The organism is Pseudomonas kermanshahensis (assembly GCF_014269205.2).
GTDB classification, from domain to species: domain Bacteria; phylum Pseudomonadota; class Gammaproteobacteria; order Pseudomonadales; family Pseudomonadaceae; genus Aquipseudomonas; species Aquipseudomonas kermanshahensis.
Map to the genome: position 1 here is coordinate 2,177,105 of NZ_JABWRY020000001.1, position 16,467 is coordinate 2,193,571.

A 16,467-nucleotide genomic window follows, 5' to 3' on the forward strand; every position below is an offset into this window, starting at 1 on the left:
GCCATTCCAATAACAAGAGAGCAACCGTCATGAACACTGAACAGAACCTCGGCGTGGGGGCGTTCGACACGCCTGCACGCCTGCAACAACGCACCCGCACCCGCTTCATGATCCTGGCGCTGATCTCCGGCGGCACGATGATCAACTACCTTGACCGCAGCGTGATGGGCATTGCGGCGCCTAGCATCAGTGCCGACCTGGGCCTTAACGCCGCGATGATGGGCGTGATCTTCTCGGCGTTTTCCTGGACCTACGCGGCGGCCCAGATCCCCGGCGGGATCCTCATCGACCGGCTGGGCACCAAGTTCACGTACTGGCTGGCCTTGACGCTGTGGTCGCTGTTCACTGGCCTGCAAGGGTTGGCCCAGGGCTTTTTGTCGCTGTTGGGCATGCGTTTTCTGGTAGGGGTGACCGAAGCGCCGTGCTTCCCCACCAACAGCCGCGTGGTGGCGACCTGGTTCCCACAGAGTGAGCGGGCCAGGGCGACCGGCATCTACACATTTGCCGAATACACGGGGCTTGCGTTTCTCACGCCGCTGCTGTTCTGGGTACTGCACGCGTACGGCTGGCGTTTTCTGCTGATGGCGGTCGGGCTGATGGGCATCCTTTATGGCCTGGTCTGGTGGCGCAAGTACCATGAACCGCACCAGTCCACCACGGCGAACAAGGCCGAACTCGACTACATCGCAGCTGGCGGTGGCGTGGTCGACGGTGGCCAGAAAGCCACGGTATTCCGCTGGTCGCAGATCCCGGCTCTGCTCAAACACCGCAACATGCTGGGCATCTGCCTGGGGCAGTTTGCCTGCAACTCGACCAACGTGTTCTTCCTGACCTGGTTCCCGACCTACCTGGTCACCGAGCGGCACATGCCGTGGCTGAAGGTTGGCTGGGTCGCGGTGCTGCCGTTCATCGCCGCCTCGCTGGGCACCCTGGTCGGTGGCTGGTTGTCCGATGCCTTGCTGCGCCGCGGCTACTCCCTGAACGTGGCGCGCAAGCTGCCAGTGATTGCCGGCCTGCTCACCGCGTCGGTGATCGTGCTGGCTAACTATGTCGAGTCCGACGCGCTGGTAATCGCCATTCTCTGCATCGCCTACTTCGCCCAAGGCATGTCGGCGCTGGCCTGGATGATCGTTTCCGACATCGCGCCAAAGGGCCTGCTGGGCTTGAGCGGTGGCCTGTTCAACCTGTTCGCCAACGCGGCGGGCATCGTCACCCCGTTGACCATCGGCATCATCGTCTCGATGACCGGGTCGTTCGTCTGGGCCTTGGCCTTCGTGTCGTCGATCACCGTCCTCGGTGCCCTGTGTTACCTGTTCATGGTGAGCGACCTGCGTCGTCTGCCAGACATCCCTAACCTCGAAAATGGAGCAAAGCAATGAGCCAATACCTGCAAGGGCAGACTGCAATCGTGACCGGCGGCATGCGTGGCATCGGCCTGGGGATTGCACAGCGGCTGCACGCCGCAGGTGCCCACGTGGTGATCTGGGACTTGGCGGTCGATGGCTGGGACACAGCCGAAAACGGCTTTGAGCCGGTGCTGCGCCAGTCTGTCGATGTTTCATCACTGGCGTCGGTGGAAGCGGCATTTGCCGACGTGCTTGCACACGTCGGGCAGGTCGAGATCCTGGTCAACAACGCCGGTATCAATGGCCCAGTGGTACCCGCCTGGGAATACCCGCCAGCGGCCTGGGACAAGGTCATCGCCATTGACCTGAACGGAGTGTTCTATTGCTGCCGCACCGCCATCCCGCACATGCGCGAACGCGGCTACGGACGCATCGTCAACGTCGCCTCGATGGCGGGCAAGGATGGCGTGCAGTACATCTCGGCGTACTCGGCGGCCAAAGCAGGCGTGATCGCCTTCACCAAGGCCGCAGCCAAGGAGCTGGCGCAGGATGGCGTGCTGCTCAACTGCGTGGCGCCGGCGATGGTAGAAACGCCGCTGATGGCCGAAATGACCCCGGAGCACATCGCAGCGAGCAAGGCCAAGATCCCCATGGGGCGCTTCCTGAAGGTCGAGGAAATCGCCAACATGGTGAGCTGGATCGCCGGGCCAGAGTGCAGTTTCACCACTGGCTTCGTGTTCGACCTCAGTGGCGGGAGGGCGACCTATTGAGGGGCCTGGGCGTCGCTCACCTGACGGCACTGGACCTGGCGCCAGCCGTGCTGGTGCGCGAGGCGAGCCGTGCCGGCTTCAGCGCGGTGGGGCTGCGCCTGCATCCAGTGATGCCGGGTGCGCTGGCCTACCCTGTAACGGCGGGCAGCCTGGCGCTGCGTGAGCTCAAGGCGGTGATGGTGGGTGAGGGCGTACGGGTCGCTGATATCGAGTTCGTGTCATTGACGCCCGAGGTGGTGGTCGCCGATTACGAGCCTTTGCTGGCGGCAGGTGCGGAGCTGGGGGCGGTAAGCCTGACGGTGTCGGGCGATGATGCCGATGTCGCGCGGCTGACCGGGCATTTCGCGGCCTTGTGCGAGCTGGCAGGGGGTTATGGCGTGCGCGTGGACCTTGAATTCATGCGCTGGCGGCCGGTGGCGAACGTGCACCAGGCCTATACCGTGGTGGCAGGGGCGGGGCAGGACAACAGCAGCGTGCTGGTCGATGCCCTGCACTTGTTTCGTGCTGGCGCAGCGGTAGCGGACCTTGCCGGAATCGACCCGCGTTACTTGCGCGCCGTGCAGTTGTGCGATGCCCCGCTGCAGGCACCACCCGACAACGGCATCATCCAGGAAGCGCGGGAGGGCAGGCAGTTGCCTGGCCACGGGCAGCTGCCGTTGGCGCAGTTGCTCGCAGCCTTGCCCCACGACGTCAGCCTCAGCGTCGAGGTGCCGTCTGCCCACTTGCAGGGGGCAGAGCGGCTAACGGCAGCTGCGCGAGTCACGCAGGCCTGGCTGAGCGGGGTGCCGGCAGGTCAGGCCTGATCCGGCACCACGGCGATCACATCGATTTCCATCAACCACTCGGCCTGGGCCAGGCCCGCCACCACCAGCCCGGTGGAGATCGGGAACACGCCTTTGAGCCACTTGCCGACTTCCTTGTACACCGGCTCGCGGAAGCGCGGGTCGGTGATGTAGGTGGTGGTCTTGACGATGTGCGACAGGTCCGAGCCGGCCTCTTCAAGCAGTTGCTTGACGTTTTTCATCGCCTGTTCGGCTTGTGCCCGAGGGTCGCCCAGGCCTACCAGGCGCCCTTCGAAGTCGGTGCCCACCTGGCCGCGTACGTAGATGGTGTTGCCGGCACGCACCGCCTGGCACAGGTCGTTGTCCAGGGTCTGGTTAGGGTAGGTGACCTTGGTGTTGAACATGCGGATACGGGTATGGGTTGGCATCAGTGGGCTCCGAGGGTGCTGACGTTGCTGATCGTGGGTTGTTGCTGCTCATCCGCGGCGCGTTGTTCGCTGTCGCGGTAGGCCAGGTAGGTCCGTTGCGTGGCGATGTGCCCGGCGACGTGCTTGGCGTCGTGCCACACGCCCCAGATGAACGACGAGCCGCGGCGTGACAGCCAAGGCAGGCCGAGGAAGTACACGCCAGGCTCGCGGGCAACACCGCGTTGGTGTTGTGGCTTGCCGTTGCTGTCGAAGGTGTCGACCTGCAACCAGCTGAAGTCCACGCCGTAGCCGGTGGCCCAGATGATGGTGCTGACACCGGCCTGGGCCAGGTCGAGTGTGTGCAGCGGGTTGCTCAGGCACTCAGGGTCGGGCAGTTGCTTGCGCGCCTCCGGCTCTTCAGGCAGGTCCAGGCCGTTGCGTTCGATGTAGGCATCGGCGGCATCGAGCAGGGCCAGGTAGTTTTCGTCGCCACGGCGGATGTTGTCTGCCAGGTTGTCCTGGAAGGTGGCAATGCCATCGGCGAACGATTGGGTCAGGCCGACCAGGGTCATGCCTTGGTGGGCGAGGGCGCGGAAGTCCACGGTGTGGCCGCCGCGTGCGCCGCTGACAGCAATGGTCACGTGCTCGCGGCCAGGCTTGGCGATTTCTGCGTCCCACTCGCCCAGCACACCCAGCCACCAGCAGAAGTCGCGGTTGCGGTAGGCACGCGGCGGCCGGTCATGGGCACCGACCGACAGGTATACCTGGCGCCCGGCGCGCATCAGTTCTTCGGCAATCTGCACGCCCGAAGAACCGGCGCCCACCACCAGCACGGCACCGGCGGGCAGCTGCTCAGGGTTGTAGTAGGCGGCGGAGTGGATCTGGTGCAGGCGCTCGTCCTTTGGCGCGATGGCCGGGATCACCGGGCGCTGGAACGGGCCAGTGGCGGCAACCACGCGGTTGGCGCGGATCACGCCCTCGTTGGTTTCGATGGTGAAGCCTGGGCGATCGCTGTTGCGCACCACCTTCTTCACCTCGATGCCGGTGCGCACCGGCAGGTTGTACTTGCGCACGTATTGTTCGAAGTAGTCGGCAACCTGATCCTTGCCAGCGAAGGCATCGGCGTCGAGGTTGAATTCCAGCCCAGGGAAGCGGTCGTGCCAGACCGGGCCGTTGGCGACCAACGAGTCCCAGCGGCCCGTACGCCAGGCTTCGGCGATGCGCTTGCGCTCCAGCACCAGGTGCGGCACGCCGAGCTTGTTCAGGTGTTCGCTCATGGCCACGCCGGCTTGGCCGGCGCCGACGACGAGGGTGTCGATTTCGAGGTTGTTCAAAGTCATGTCCGAGCCCTTTATCAGGCGGTTTTTGTCAGGTCGGTTGGAGGACCGCCGTTGCCTGGGGCCAGACTAGGGACGCTGCGCAAATGGCGAAAATAGTATTTAGCTAGGGCTTGCCGATAAAACGGCGAAGGCCTTGATTCATAGGGCTTGCCGCGGTGCTTGAGGGGGATTTTTCATGCCGTTCGGGGTGGTGCGGGCGGCCTTAGTTTTTTCCTCTTCAAGCCCTCGGAAAAAGGTGGTTTCGCGCGCTGGAGGGTTCCACCCAGAATGCCCTGCATCGGACAGAACAACAGGAACCATGACATGACTTTCTCCATCATCGGTCGTTGCCAGGAAACCGGCCAAGTCGGTATCGCCATCAGCTCGTCGAGCATCGCGGTCGGGGCGCGTTGCCCCTGGGTGCGCGCAGGTGTGGGGGCGGTCGCAACGCAGAACATCACCTTGCCGGCATTGGGGCCGCAGCTGCTCGATGTGCTGGAGCAGGGCCAGTTGCCGCCGGCAGCTGCACTAGACAGGGTGCTCAACGCCAATGGCTGGAGCGAATACCGCCAGGTCACCGTGATCGACAGCCAGGGCCAGGTCGCGTTGTTTACTGGCAAGCAGGCACTTGGGGTGCACAATGCCGTGGCCGGCGAGCAGTGCGCTGCTGCGGGTAACTTGCTGGCGTCCAAGCAGGTGATCGAGGCCATGGTGCACGCGTTTGAACAGGCCGGCGGGCACCTGGCCGATCGCTTGTTGGCGGCCATGCAGGCGGCGATGGCGGCCGGGGGCGAGGCCGGGCCGGTGCATTCCGCAGCGCTGAAGATTGCCGGCGAGCTGACCTGGCCGCTGGTGGACCTGCGCGTCGACTGGGCCGATGAAGACCCGATCGGCCAGCTCGATGGCCTGTGGCAAGCCTATCGCCCGCAGATGCAGGACTACGTGACCCGCGCCCTCGACCCGACCGCCGCGCCAAGCTATGGAGTGCCGGGCAATGAATGAGCGCACCAGCCGCGCGTTGCTTGCCCGGCTGATCGGTTTTGCCACGGTCAGCCGCGATTCGAACCTGGCGCTGATCGGTTTCATCCGTGACTACCTGGCGGACCTTGGCGTGGAATGCGAGTTGTTCCATAACGCTGAGGGCACCAAGGCCAACCTGTTTGCCACCCTCGGCCCGCTGGACGTTGGCGGTGTAGTGCTTTCGGGGCACACCGATGTGGTGCCGGTTGACGGCCAGGCCTGGACGGTCGAGCCGTTTGCCTTGAGTGAGCGGGAGGGGCGCCTGTATGGGCGGGGTACTGCGGACATGAAGGGCTTCATCGCCTCTGTCCTGGCAGCGGTCCCCGCGTTTCTCGCGCAGCCTTTGCGTATTCCGCTGCACCTCGCGTTCTCCTATGACGAAGAAGTGGGTTGCCTGGGCGTACGCTCGATGCTTGCGGCGCTTGCGCAGCGCCCACACAAGCCGCGGTTGTGCCTGATCGGCGAGCCGACCGAGCTCAAGCCAGTGCTGGGGCACAAGGGTAAGTTGGCAATGCGTTGCCAGGTGCACGGTGCCGCCTGTCACTCGGCTTATGCGCCTTATGGGGTGAACGCCATCGAGTACGCCGCGCGATTGATCGGCAAGCTAGGTGAGATCGGTAATGGTTTGGCACAGCCTGAGCACCATGACACGCGTTTCGATCCGCCGTTTTCCACGGTACAGACCGGCGTGATCAAAGGTGGCAGGGCGTTGAACATCGTGCCCGAGGAATGCGAATTCGACTTCGAGGTGCGCGCATTGCCAGGGTTCGATGCTCAGGGGGTGGCTGACCAGTTGCAGGGCTACGCCGAGGCTGAGTTGCTGCCGCGCATGCGCGCCGTCAACCAGGGCGCCGATATTCGCCTTGAGGCGCTGAGTGCTTACCCGGGGCTGGCCACGCCGGCTGACAGCGAAGCGGCACGTTTGGTCGCCTTGCTCAGTGGTTCAGCGGCGTTCGGCACGGTCGCGTTTGGTACTGAAGGCGGCTTGTTCGACCAGGCCGGAATCCCGACGGTGGTCTGCGGGCCGGGGAGCATGGAGCAGGGGCACAAGCCGGACGAGTTTGTCAGTGCCGAGCAGTTGCAGGGGTGCGATGAGATGCTGCTGCGGCTGGTGGATTACCTGCGCGAAGGTTGAGTCATTTTTGCCGGTAGGCATTCCTGACAGGAGCAGCCTTGTGCTGCGAAGAGGCCCGTGGCAGCAGAGAAAATTCACTGTGCTGTCACGGGCCTCTTCGCAGCACAAGGCTCCTCCTACAGGATGCGGGCAATGCCGTGATGAATCAGAACGTGGCCTTGACCTGTAGGCCCACTACCAGCGCATTGTCGATAGCTTTGCCCGAGAACGCACCCGGCTCGATGATGTACTGCACATCCGGGCGCAGGTTCAGCCATGGCGTGGCCTGGTAGCCGTAGCTCAGTTCAATCAACTGCTCGGCGCTGTCGATGTTCGGGAACTGTTGCCCTGCGTTGAACGCAGCGTCTTCCAGCACATCGCGGCTGCGTGGGTTTGGCACGGCACGGCCATAGCCCAGCGACAGGGTATCGCGCGGGCGGCCTTCGAACGGCTTGTACAGCACAACGCCGGTACCATACCACTTGGTGAACGGCGAAGCGGCCTCGCTCGATGCCGAGTACTGGCCAAAGGCGTGCAGGCTGCGGCCTGGCGAACGTGGGTCATTCCACACGGCTTGGTCGATCAGCAGGTAATGGCCGCCGCGGCCGGACACTTCCTTGTCGCTGCCAATGCGTTTCACATCGGAGCTGTCGTAGTAGTAGCCCAGCTTGTACTCACCTGGCAGCTCGCCTTGCAGTTTGTACACCAGCTCAACCGGTACCACGGTACCTGTGGTGTGCTTGGGCCCCAGGTGCCAGGCACGGCTGGAATTGCCGTTGCTCTCGGGGTCGACGTTGAAGGCCGCGACACGCAGCTGCCAGGACGGCGACAGGTCGTATTTCACCCGCACGCCCAGGTGGGCGTTGGGGTAGTTGGTCCAGCCGCTGCCGCCCGACATGTTCAGTGGGTGGCCACAGAAGCCGGCGTTCATGAAGTTGCACAGGATGCCACTGTCCAAGCCGCCGAGGTCGTTGCCCATGGCCATGTAGCCGAGCTTGACGTTCAAGGCCGGGGTGAACAGGGTCCGCTCGTAGCTCAGTTCAGTCAGGCGGGTGTACAGGCCACCGTAGTTTTCCTGGATCGGCAAGCGGTTGCCCACCAGGTCTTCCGAGGCGCTGTTGCCGCGACGGTCATTGATGGTCAACTGCACCTTGCCGCCGTTTTCCAGGCCGTACAGTTTCGACAGGTCGAACTGCACGCCCAGCTTGAGGTTCTGCGAGTAGCGGGCCGAACGGTGCAGGCCACCGTGGGTGTTGTAGGCGGTTTCACCGCTGTAGTCGCCGGTGAACTTGACGCCGTCTTCTTCCAGCTGATGGCGCAGACCGCCCCAGTCACCGGTCAGGGTGTTGCGGGTCATCAGGTCGCCGTCGGCGAGGGCGGTGGTGCTGGCCAGGGCGAGCAGGAGGGGAGAAGTGATGCGAATTGCGGATGGCATTGCGGGGTCTCGGGTAGTGTTCTAGGGCCTCTTCGCGGGTGAACCCGCTCCTACAGGGCCTGCACCCTTTGCAAGTGCAGTGATCATCCTGTGGGAGCGGGTTCACCCGCGAAGCAGGCGACGCAGTCTTACGGCAGGGCGTAAGAAATCACATAGTCGCCACGGTCAGTCGACTGACGCGCGCCACCGGCGGTGATAACCACATACTGCTTGCCGGTTTTCGGCGAAACGTAGGTCATCGGGCCGCCCTGGCTGCCAACCGGCAGACGGGCCTTCCAGATTTCATTACCGTTGCTGCTGTCGTAGGCGCGCAAGTAGAAGTCCTGGGTGCCGGCGATGAACACCAGGCCACCTTGGGTGGACAGTGTGCCGCCCAGGGTTGGCAGGCCGACCTTGATCGGCAGGTGCATGCGGATACCCAGCGGGCCGGTGTCCTCGACGGTGCCGACCGGGACCTGCCAGGCGATTTGGCGGGTCTTCATGTCAACCGCGGTCAGGGTGCCGAACGGCGGAGCCTGGCAAGGGATACCGGCAACCGACAGGAAGCGGTTCTTGTTCACTGCATACGGCGTGCCCTTGAGCGGTACGGCGCCCATGCCAGTGTTCAAGGCTTCGCCACCGGAGGCCGCGTTGCCTTTGTTCTGCGAAGGGATCATCTGGATCCATAGGCCCAGACGCATGTCGTTGACGAAGATGAAGCCATGCACCGGGTCGGTGGAAATGCTGCCCCAGTTCATGCCGCCCAGCGAGCCTGGGAAACTCAGCGACAGGTCGGTGCCCGGCGCGGTGTACAGGCCGTCGTAGCGCATTTTCTTGAAGTCGATGCGGCACAGCAGCTGGTCATACGGGGTGGCGCCCCACATGTCCGACTCGGTCAGGGTCTGCGCGCCGATCTGTGGCATGCCCACCGATTTTGGTTGGGTCGGGGAGTACGGCTCGTTCGGGATGTTGCCCGGTTTTACCGGAACTTCGTCGACCTGGGTCAGCGGCTTGCCGGTTGCACGGTCAAGCACGTAGATCTGCCCGGCCTTGGTGCCGATCACCACCGCAGGTACGGTCTTGCCATCATCCTTGGTGAAGTCGATCAGGCTTGGCTGCATTGGCAGGTCGAAGTCCCAGAGGTCGTTGTGAACAGTCTGGTACACCCACTTCTGGTTGCCGGTTGTGGCGTCCAGTGCCAAGACCGAAGCACCGTAGGTGTGGTCCAGCTTGTTGCGTTCTACGCCATAGATGTCGGTGGACGACGAACCCATCGGCAGGAACACGGTGTTCATTGCCGGGTCGTACGACATCGGGGCCCAGCTGTTCGGGGTGCTGCGCACGTAGGTGCTGCCGTCGGCCGGGGCGTTGCGGTCTTCCGGGTTGCCTGGGTCGAAGGCCCAGCGCATGGCGCCGGTGATGACGTCGAAGCCGCGGATGACGCCGCCTGGCATGTCGGTCTGAACGTTATCGGCAACGCGACCGCCAACCACCACGGTGGTACCGGCCATCAGCGGCGCGGACGACAGTTGGTAGAAGGAGTCCGGCACATCGCCCAGGCCAGCCATGAGGTTGACCTGGCCGTTGTTGCCGAAGCCTTGGCAGAACTCACCGGTGTCGGCGTCGACGGCGATCAGGCGGCCGTCGATGGTATTGGTCAGCAGACGGCGCTGGCAGTTGGCACCGGCCGGGACAGTGGCCATGGCGATGGGCGAACTGTTCGGCTGGGTTGGCTGGGCCAACGGCGCGGTGGCGTCGAAGTAGGCCATGCCGCGGCAACGCTGCCAGACCTTGGACTGGGCGTTGATCTCGTTTTTCCACAGCTCTTTGCCGGTGTCGGCATCGAGGGCGATCAGGTTGTTGTGCGGGGTGCAGATGAACACCTTGTTGCCAACCTGCAGTGGAGTGAGTTGGTCCTCGGCACCGTTGCCGTCGCTGATGGCGACGTCACCGGTGTGGTAGGTCCAGGCCACCTTGAGCTTGTTGACGTTGTCGCGGTTGATCTGGTCCAGCGCGGCGAAGCGGCTGCCACCTTCGGTGTTGCCGTAGTGGGCCCAGTCTTTCTGCTCTTTGCCGGCTTCGACCGGGGTCATGCCAGGGCCTTTGCCGGTCGGAGCGACGCTTGGGTGAGCAACGAACATGTTGCCTGCGGCAATGACCAATGCCACCGCCATCACACCTGCGAGGCCGTACGCGCCACGGCCAGCGGTGCCGCCGTTGGCACGTACCAGCAGGGGGTAGACCAGCGCCACGACCATGCCGATTGCGCCGAACATGAACACGCGCGAGAACAGCGGCCAGAACACCAGGCCGGTGTCGATCACGGCCCAGATTGCGGTACCGATCAGGAACAGGGCATACAGCCAGGCACCGGCGACCTTGCGGCGTGCGATGAGGATACCGGCGATGGCCATGGCCAGGCCGCCGATCAGGAAGTACCAGGAGCCGCCGAGGCCGGCCAGCTTGATACCGCCGGCGGCCAGGAGCAGGCCGAGCAGGGCGACGATAACGCCTAGGCCGACCAGAATGAGGTTTGTGGCGCCAGAGGCGCGCGGTGTTTCTTTCATGCCAGGGATCTCAGCAGGTGGAATGGGCGCAGTTTAAGCCCTTAGCAAGCTAATTAACAAGTTAGTACAAAGTTTTGTGAGGCTGATTGTCGCAGGGTTGAACTTGCCAAGGTGTTGGCAAAAGTCTAGATCAGGCAGCGAAAAATGCAGTAAACAAAGCGTTCATGACAGATATGGAATCAGTACTCATACTTTGGTCGAGTCGTCGAAAAGCAATGTGTGCAGGGGCCACGCTGCGCCAGCAGGCCCCGATTGGACGGTTCGACACCTATTCCGGCCAAGGGCTAGCGCTGCTGTAGAACACGGCCAGCCATACTGTCGCGATGCCCGGCGCGGTCCATTCCACGCGGTGGCGATAATGCGCTGGTATATCGACGCAGTCGCCGGGCTGAAGGAGCCGCGTATGGTTTTCATGCTCGAAGCGTAGGCCCGCGGCACCGCTGAGCAGCACGATCCACTCACCTTCGGCCTGGTCGTACCAGTACCCGGGCGGGCTGGATTGGCCGCTGGAAACAATGCGCTCGATGCGCACACCGGGGCGGCTGAGCAGTTCGTCGACGCGCTCGGCAGCGGTCGGGTCGCAGGGAGGCAAGGTATTCAGCATGTTGAAGGGGGCCATCTGAAATCTCGTTCAAAGGGAGGTGCTTCCACTATGGACGTGATTGCGGGGGCGTGCGCTTCTTGACCATCCCTGCGGTTTGTAGGACTGTTCCGAGCTTTAAAAGACGGAAGACACATGGACAAGCTGCTGGCCATGAAGATGTTCGCGGCGACGGTCGATGCCCAGGGGTTTTCCGCGGCCGCGCGCAAGCTTGGCGTGGCGACCTCGTCGGTGACCCGCCTGGTCGATGCACTGGAGGCCGAGCTGGGGGCCACCTTGTTGAACCGCTCGACGCGCCAGGTCAGCCTGACCGAGGCGGGTGCCCGTTACTACGCGCGGGCCCGGGGCATTTTCGAAGCGCTGGATGAAGCCGATGCCAGTGTCGCTGACCGGGGCGAGGAGCCGGTCGGTGTGCTGCGGCTGTGCCTGCCGGTGGAATTCGGCCGGCGGGTGATTGCGCCGCACCTGGGGCCCTTTCTGGCCAAGCACCCGGCGCTTGAACTGGACATCGATCTGAGCGACCGCCTGGACGACTTGCTCGATGGCCGTTACGACCTGTCGATCCGGCTGGGTGACCCAGCGCCCAATGACGAACTGGTGTGCCGCCCACTGGGCCGGTTCGAGCGTTGGCTGGTGGCCAGCCCGGGCTACCTGGCCGGTCGTGCAGCACTGGAGCACCCGCAGCAATTGCTGGAGCACGCCTGCTTGCGTTTTCGCTATGGGCAGAAGGCGCGCCCCTGGTGCATGACGCGGGGCCAGGAGGTGCTGGAACTGGACGTGAGCGGGCCGTTGCGCAGCGCCAATGCCGACCTGTTGCGCGAAACCGCGTTGGCTGGCAGCGGCATTGCCCTGCTGGCCGACTGGCTGGTGCGTGAGGACGTGGCCGATGGCACGCTGCAGCGCGTGTTCGGCGACTGGCAGGTCAGCCCCGGTACTGCCAACGACAGGATCAACGCGCTGTACTTGCCCAACCATCGCGGGTCGCGCCGCGTGAACGCCTTCATCACCTTTTGCGAAGGCCTGTTGGCGCACTGAGCCGTCAGCGTTGCGCAGGGTGCAAAGCCCTGTTGCGCGCCCGCCGGATTCTCGCCTGCGGCACGTCTGGGTAAGGTGTGTGGCATATTCCGTCCCTTCTTGAGGAACATCGCATGAACCCCTCCCTAGCCGCAGAGCAGCCGTCGGCCACTGGCCTGAGCCGGGCCTTGGTGACCCTGCTGGCGTTCTGCTGCGGCGCCATCGTTGCCAATATCTACTATGCCCAGCCCATCGTTGGGCTGATCGCCCCCGACCTGGGCCTGTCCACTGAACGGGCGAGCCTGATCGTTTCCCTGACCCAACTGGGCTATGCCTTAGGCCTGCTGTTACTGGTTCCGCTGGCCGACCTGCTGGAAAACCGCCGCCTGATGATCGCTACCGCGGTGCTGGCCTGCGTCAGCCTGCTGTTGGCTGGTACCAGTAGCAGTGGCCAAGGGCAGCTGTTTCTGGGCTATGCACTGTTGATCGGGTTCAGTTCGGTCGCGGTGCAGATGCTGATCCCCCTGGCAGCGCACCTGGCCCCTGAGCAACAGCGTGGCCGTGTGGTCGGCAACATCATGGGTGGTCTGCTGTTGGGCATTCTGCTGGCGCGGCCGGTGTCGAGCCTGGTGGCCGATCACTTCGGCTGGCGCACCGTGTTCATCGGCGCGGCGGGCGTGATGCTGGCGATCATCCTGTTGTTGGCGTTGACCCTGCCACGCCGGGTCCCGGAGCACAAAGCCAGCTATGCCGGGCTGATGCTGTCGCTGGTCGCGTTGCTGCGCCGTTACCCGGTGCTGCGTCAACGGTCGCTGTACCAGGCGTTGATGTTCGCTGCGTTCAGCCTGTACTGGACGGCTGTACCCCTCGCGTTGGCGGAGGCGCATGGCCTGTCGCAGAGCCAGATCGCGCTGTTCGCCCTGGTAGGGGCGGTAGGGGCCGTGGCCGCGCCCATCGCCGGCCGCCTGGCCGATGCCGGGCATGCCCGTGCAGGTTCCCTGGCGGCGTTGGTACTGGCGCCTGTGGCGCTACTGGTCGGGCTGACGGCACCGGGCTTCAGTGTGATCGGCCTTGGGCTGACCGGTGTGTTGCTGGACTTCGCGGTGCAGATGAACATGGTGATTGGCCAGCGCGAAGTCTATGCGCTGGACCCGGCAAGCCGCGGGCGCCTGAACGCGGTGTACATGACCAGTATCTTCCTGGGCGGGGCGCTGGGTTCGTCGGTGGCCAGTGCCGTGTTTGCCCAGTATGGTTGGCAGGGGGTTGCGCTGGTGGGTGCCGGGCTGCCGGGTTTGGCGCTGTTGGTGTTCCTCCTGCAAGGGCGCCGCGGCTGAGCTGAATCAGCGCCCCAGTGGCAACGCGACGCCGATCACTGCGAACAAGCTGCCACAGCAGCGGTTGAACCCTTTGCCACCCTTGGCCAGCCAGGGCCGGATGCGAAACGCCAAACGCGCGAGCCAGTATTCGACCAGGAATTCCACGCTGGCAAAGGTCGCCGCCATCACCACGAACTGCATCAACAGCCCACGCTGAGGGTCGAGGAACTGCGGCAGAAACGCACCGTAGAACAGCAACACCTTGGGGTTGGCCATGGCCGACAGCAGGCCCTGACGAAACAGGCCCGCATTGCCCAGGCTGCGGGCCCGCTGCGTCACTTCAAGGTGCAGCGCCGGGCTGCGCCACAGCTGGATACCCAGCCAGACCAGGTAAGCGCCGCCCACCCATTTGAGTATGCCAAGCACTGCTGCAGAGGTTTGCAGCAGGGCACTGAGGCCGAACATTGCCAGGGCGATCAAGGCACTGAAGCCAACTACCCCGCCAACGATGGTGAACAGCGTACGGCGTGCGCCATACAGCGCGCCGTGGGTCAACGCGAGCAAGCTGTTGGGGCCTGGAGTCAGCGACAGGCCGATGCTGGCCAGCAGGTAGATAAGCCAGGTGTCGAGTGCCATGGGGGAGTGCCTGATAGGGTTGGAGAGCGCCAGTCTAGGGCACAACGCGTTTTTTCGAAGGTATGATCTAGACATTCGATAGTCTGATCTGGACGTGCTCTCATGCCCCCTGATATCCGCCTGCTGATCCTGCCCCTGCCGGCGTTTGCCCTGCTGCCGTTCGGTGCATTTCTCGACAAGCTGCGTTTCAGCGCCGATGACGAAGACTACAGCCAGCAGCGCTATTGCAGCTGGACCCTGGCAGGCTTGACCCTAGACCCGGTGCCCGCGAGCAGTGGTGCGGTGGTGCAGGTGGAAGCCATTGCCGAACAGCTCGACATGGCCCACTACGACTACCTAGTGCTGTTCGGCGGCCGCAACGCCATGGCCACCGCTGAACTGGCTCCGCGCTACAAGGCGTTGCTGAAGCGGGCTGCCAAGGCGGGTGTGAAGCTGGTGGCCGTCGACAACGCCGCCTTCCTCTTGGCCGCTTGCGGCCTGTTGGACGGGCATGACGTAGTGGTCCATTGGCGGCATGAAGCCGAGTTTCGAGCGACGTTCCCTCATCTGAAGGTACTGCGCGACCAGCTCTATCACATTCAAGGTGGGCGCATTACCTGCGCGGGAGGGACCGCGGCAATCGACCTAGCGGTGGAACTGCTGTCGCGTGCCTGTGGCCGGGCTCGGGCGCTGAAGGGCTTGGCCGACATGTTGGTGGACGAGACGCGCGACAGCCGCCATGCCTTGCGTTCGTTGGAGCCGGGGGTGGGGCACGGGCGAGCGGTGCAGCGGGCCCTGGCGTTGATGCGGCATCACCTGGGTTCACCGTTGTCGGTCGAACACCTGGCGGCGGAGCTGTGCATCAGCCGGCGTCAGCTTGACCGTCAATTCCAGGCCAGCCACGGGATGAGCGCCAAGGCCTGGTGGTTGGAAATGCGCTTGCAGCAAGCGCGCTGGCGGTTGCTCAATTCCAGCCACGGCCTGGCGCAGATTGCCGATGAAGTGGGGTTGGGGGATGCCAGCCACCTGGGTAAATGCGTGCGGCGGCGCTTTGGCTGTACGGCACTGCAACTGCGCGAAGGTGCCGCTGTTGCCTGAGCGGCCGCATCGCCCGCCCAGGCTGTTCTGGCTTTTACTGCGGTGTGCCAAACATCCCCGTCCAGTAGATCCCCGCATCACTCTTCGGGTCGACGGCATAGGCCGCCCCTAGCTCGCGAAAATCCGGGTTCATCAGGGTCGCGCAATGCCCAGGGCTGGCCAGCCAGCCGTCGACCACCTTATGCGCGGTGTCGCGGCCTGCAGCGATGTTCTCGCCGATCTGCTGATACAAGTAACCGGCCAGCTCGGCCCGATCGCCAGGGGTGCGGCCGTCGCGGTCGATATGGTCGAAAAAGTTCTGGTTGGCCATGGCCCGCGTATGGGTGGCGGCAACGCCGGCCAATACGGTGCTCCAGCTCAGCGCGGGCGCGGCGGCAAACGGCTGGCCGCCGCATTGGCGTGGCACCTTGCGCGCAGCGTTGATTTCTTGCAGCACTTTCTGCCCTTCAGCCTGCCAATCCCCTAGGCGGCTGCTGAGCAGGGGGCGAGCAAGGACGATGCGCCAGTCGCGGCCTTCCTGGCTGACACCGATGTCGACGAACTGCGGGTCGAGCACCACCTGGCAGAAGCTCTCCTCGATGGCATGCATGGCCGCGCGCGCATCGCGCGGGCCCGAGAGGCTGATGGCCTGCACGTTCACCATCGGGTAGGCCGCGCGGGACATGGCCTGTTGCAAATCGCGCGTGCCCTCGGGCGACAGCGCCAGACGGGTGTCGCTGTTGAGTGGCGGTAGTTCCAGCGACGCCTCGCCACCACAGGGCTGGGCCTTACTGCGGTAGACGTTGATCGATTCGATCAGTTGCGCCTCCTCGCCGGTGACGGCCAAGGCCCCGGTCGCGATGACCAGGCCCAGCGACAAGGCGGCAACAGATGACAGGACGCGCATGTGAATCTCCCTATGACTGGCAGCGTCGTGGTAAGCGCTGCTCATCCTACACAAGCACAGGGTTTTTGGCCCAGTCCCGTGCAAAGCAATACAAACGACGGCAATCGTTGCAGGCGGCATAAGAGGAAGTAGACCACTGGACGCGCAAAAAGTGCGATCACTTGGTAATTATTCGTAACTTCAGCTGGAAACTATTCG

15 protein-coding genes are annotated in these 16,467 nt (G+C 64.0%); 8 read left to right on the top strand and 7 right to left on the bottom strand.

The window, feature by feature from the left end:
• Positions 1-29: 29 nt before the first annotated feature.
• From HU764_RS10140 to HU764_RS10150, 3 genes are read left to right on the top strand one after another with little or no spacing between them, the layout of a single operon-like run.
• Complete coding sequence (locus HU764_RS10140) at positions 30-1,379, top strand: MFS transporter (protein ID WP_085274278.1); 1,350 nt, start codon at positions 30-32, stop codon at positions 1,377-1,379.
• Entirely contained in the window at positions 1,376-2,116 is a 741-nt protein-coding gene (locus tag HU764_RS10145; protein ID WP_027593583.1) for an SDR family NAD(P)-dependent oxidoreductase, read from the top strand. Before HU764_RS10140 ends, HU764_RS10145 begins: the two co-directional genes overlap by 4 nt.
• Positions 2,113-2,919: a sugar phosphate isomerase/epimerase family protein gene (locus HU764_RS10150; RefSeq protein ID WP_186703576.1), complete on the top strand. Its 807-nt coding sequence runs from the start codon at positions 2,113-2,115 to the stop codon at positions 2,917-2,919. Before HU764_RS10145 ends, HU764_RS10150 begins: the two co-directional genes overlap by 4 nt.
• Here HU764_RS10150 and HU764_RS10155 read toward each other — a convergent pair.
• Positions 2,910-3,326 carry a RidA family protein gene (locus tag HU764_RS10155; protein WP_027593581.1) on the bottom strand — a complete coding sequence of 139 codons (417 nt, stop codon included), beginning with the start codon at positions 3,324-3,326 and terminating at the stop codon, positions 2,910-2,912. The genes HU764_RS10150 and HU764_RS10155 overlap by 10 nt on opposite strands.
• Positions 3,326-4,645, bottom strand: a complete 1,320-nt coding sequence (locus HU764_RS10160) for a flavin-containing monooxygenase (protein ID WP_186703575.1) — start codon at positions 4,643-4,645, stop codon at positions 3,326-3,328. Before HU764_RS10160 ends, HU764_RS10155 begins: the two co-directional genes overlap by 1 nt.
• A gap of 303 nt (positions 4,646-4,948) precedes the next feature.
• Between HU764_RS10160 and HU764_RS10165 the strand changes: the two genes are divergently transcribed.
• Positions 4,949-5,626 carry a DUF1028 domain-containing protein gene (locus tag HU764_RS10165; RefSeq protein WP_099429103.1) on the top strand — a complete coding sequence of 226 codons (678 nt, stop codon included), beginning with the start codon at positions 4,949-4,951 and terminating at the stop codon, positions 5,624-5,626.
• A complete protein-coding gene (argE, locus tag HU764_RS10170; RefSeq protein ID WP_186680247.1) occupies positions 5,619-6,779 on the top strand; it encodes an acetylornithine deacetylase in 1,161 nt (386 codons plus the stop codon). Before HU764_RS10165 ends, argE begins: the two co-directional genes overlap by 8 nt.
• 145 nt (positions 6,780-6,924) lie before the next feature.
• On the opposite strand, the gene HU764_RS10175 is transcribed toward argE, so the two are convergent.
• From HU764_RS10175 to HU764_RS10185, 3 genes are all read right to left on the bottom strand, one after another.
• Positions 6,925-8,193, bottom strand: coding sequence for a carbohydrate porin (locus HU764_RS10175; RefSeq protein WP_186680245.1), 1,269 nt, complete (start codon positions 8,191-8,193; stop codon positions 6,925-6,927).
• A 128-nt stretch (positions 8,194-8,321) separates the two neighbouring features.
• Complete coding sequence (locus tag HU764_RS10180) at positions 8,322-10,739, bottom strand: glucose/quinate/shikimate family membrane-bound PQQ-dependent dehydrogenase (protein ID WP_186680243.1); 2,418 nt, start codon at positions 10,737-10,739, stop codon at positions 8,322-8,324.
• A gap of 268 nt (positions 10,740-11,007) precedes the next feature.
• Positions 11,008-11,358 carry a cupin domain-containing protein gene (locus HU764_RS10185; protein ID WP_027593575.1) on the bottom strand — a complete coding sequence of 117 codons (351 nt, stop codon included), beginning with the start codon at positions 11,356-11,358 and terminating at the stop codon, positions 11,008-11,010.
• Positions 11,359-11,475: 117 nt separating this feature from the next.
• Here HU764_RS10185 and HU764_RS10190 point away from each other — a divergent pair, with 117 nt between their 5' ends.
• Together HU764_RS10190 and HU764_RS10195 are read left to right on the top strand one after the other, a co-directional pair.
• Positions 11,476-12,375 (top strand): LysR family transcriptional regulator, encoded by a 900-nt coding sequence (locus tag HU764_RS10190; protein ID WP_027593574.1) that lies wholly within the window; start codon positions 11,476-11,478, stop codon positions 12,373-12,375.
• 113 nt (positions 12,376-12,488) lie between these two features.
• The gene (locus HU764_RS10195) at positions 12,489-13,688 is read left to right on the top strand and encodes an MFS transporter (protein ID WP_186703574.1); all 1,200 of its coding nucleotides are present in this window, start codon (positions 12,489-12,491) and stop codon (positions 13,686-13,688) included.
• Positions 13,689-13,694: 6 nt separating this feature from the next.
• On the opposite strand, the gene HU764_RS10200 is transcribed toward HU764_RS10195, so the two are convergent.
• Complete coding sequence (locus tag HU764_RS10200) at positions 13,695-14,306, bottom strand: LysE family translocator (RefSeq protein WP_085274275.1); 612 nt, start codon at positions 14,304-14,306, stop codon at positions 13,695-13,697.
• A 102-nt stretch (positions 14,307-14,408) separates the two neighbouring features.
• Here HU764_RS10200 and HU764_RS10205 point away from each other — a divergent pair, with 102 nt between their 5' ends.
• Positions 14,409-15,383 carry a GlxA family transcriptional regulator gene (locus HU764_RS10205; protein ID WP_186703573.1) on the top strand — a complete coding sequence of 325 codons (975 nt, stop codon included), beginning with the start codon at positions 14,409-14,411 and terminating at the stop codon, positions 15,381-15,383.
• 34 nt (positions 15,384-15,417) lie between these two features.
• Here the strand turns inward: HU764_RS10205 and HU764_RS10210 are convergent, their stop codons facing one another.
• A complete protein-coding gene (locus HU764_RS10210) occupies positions 15,418-16,269 on the bottom strand; it encodes a CAP domain-containing protein (RefSeq protein WP_186703572.1) in 852 nt (283 codons plus the stop codon).
• Positions 16,270-16,467: the final 198 nt, after the last annotated feature.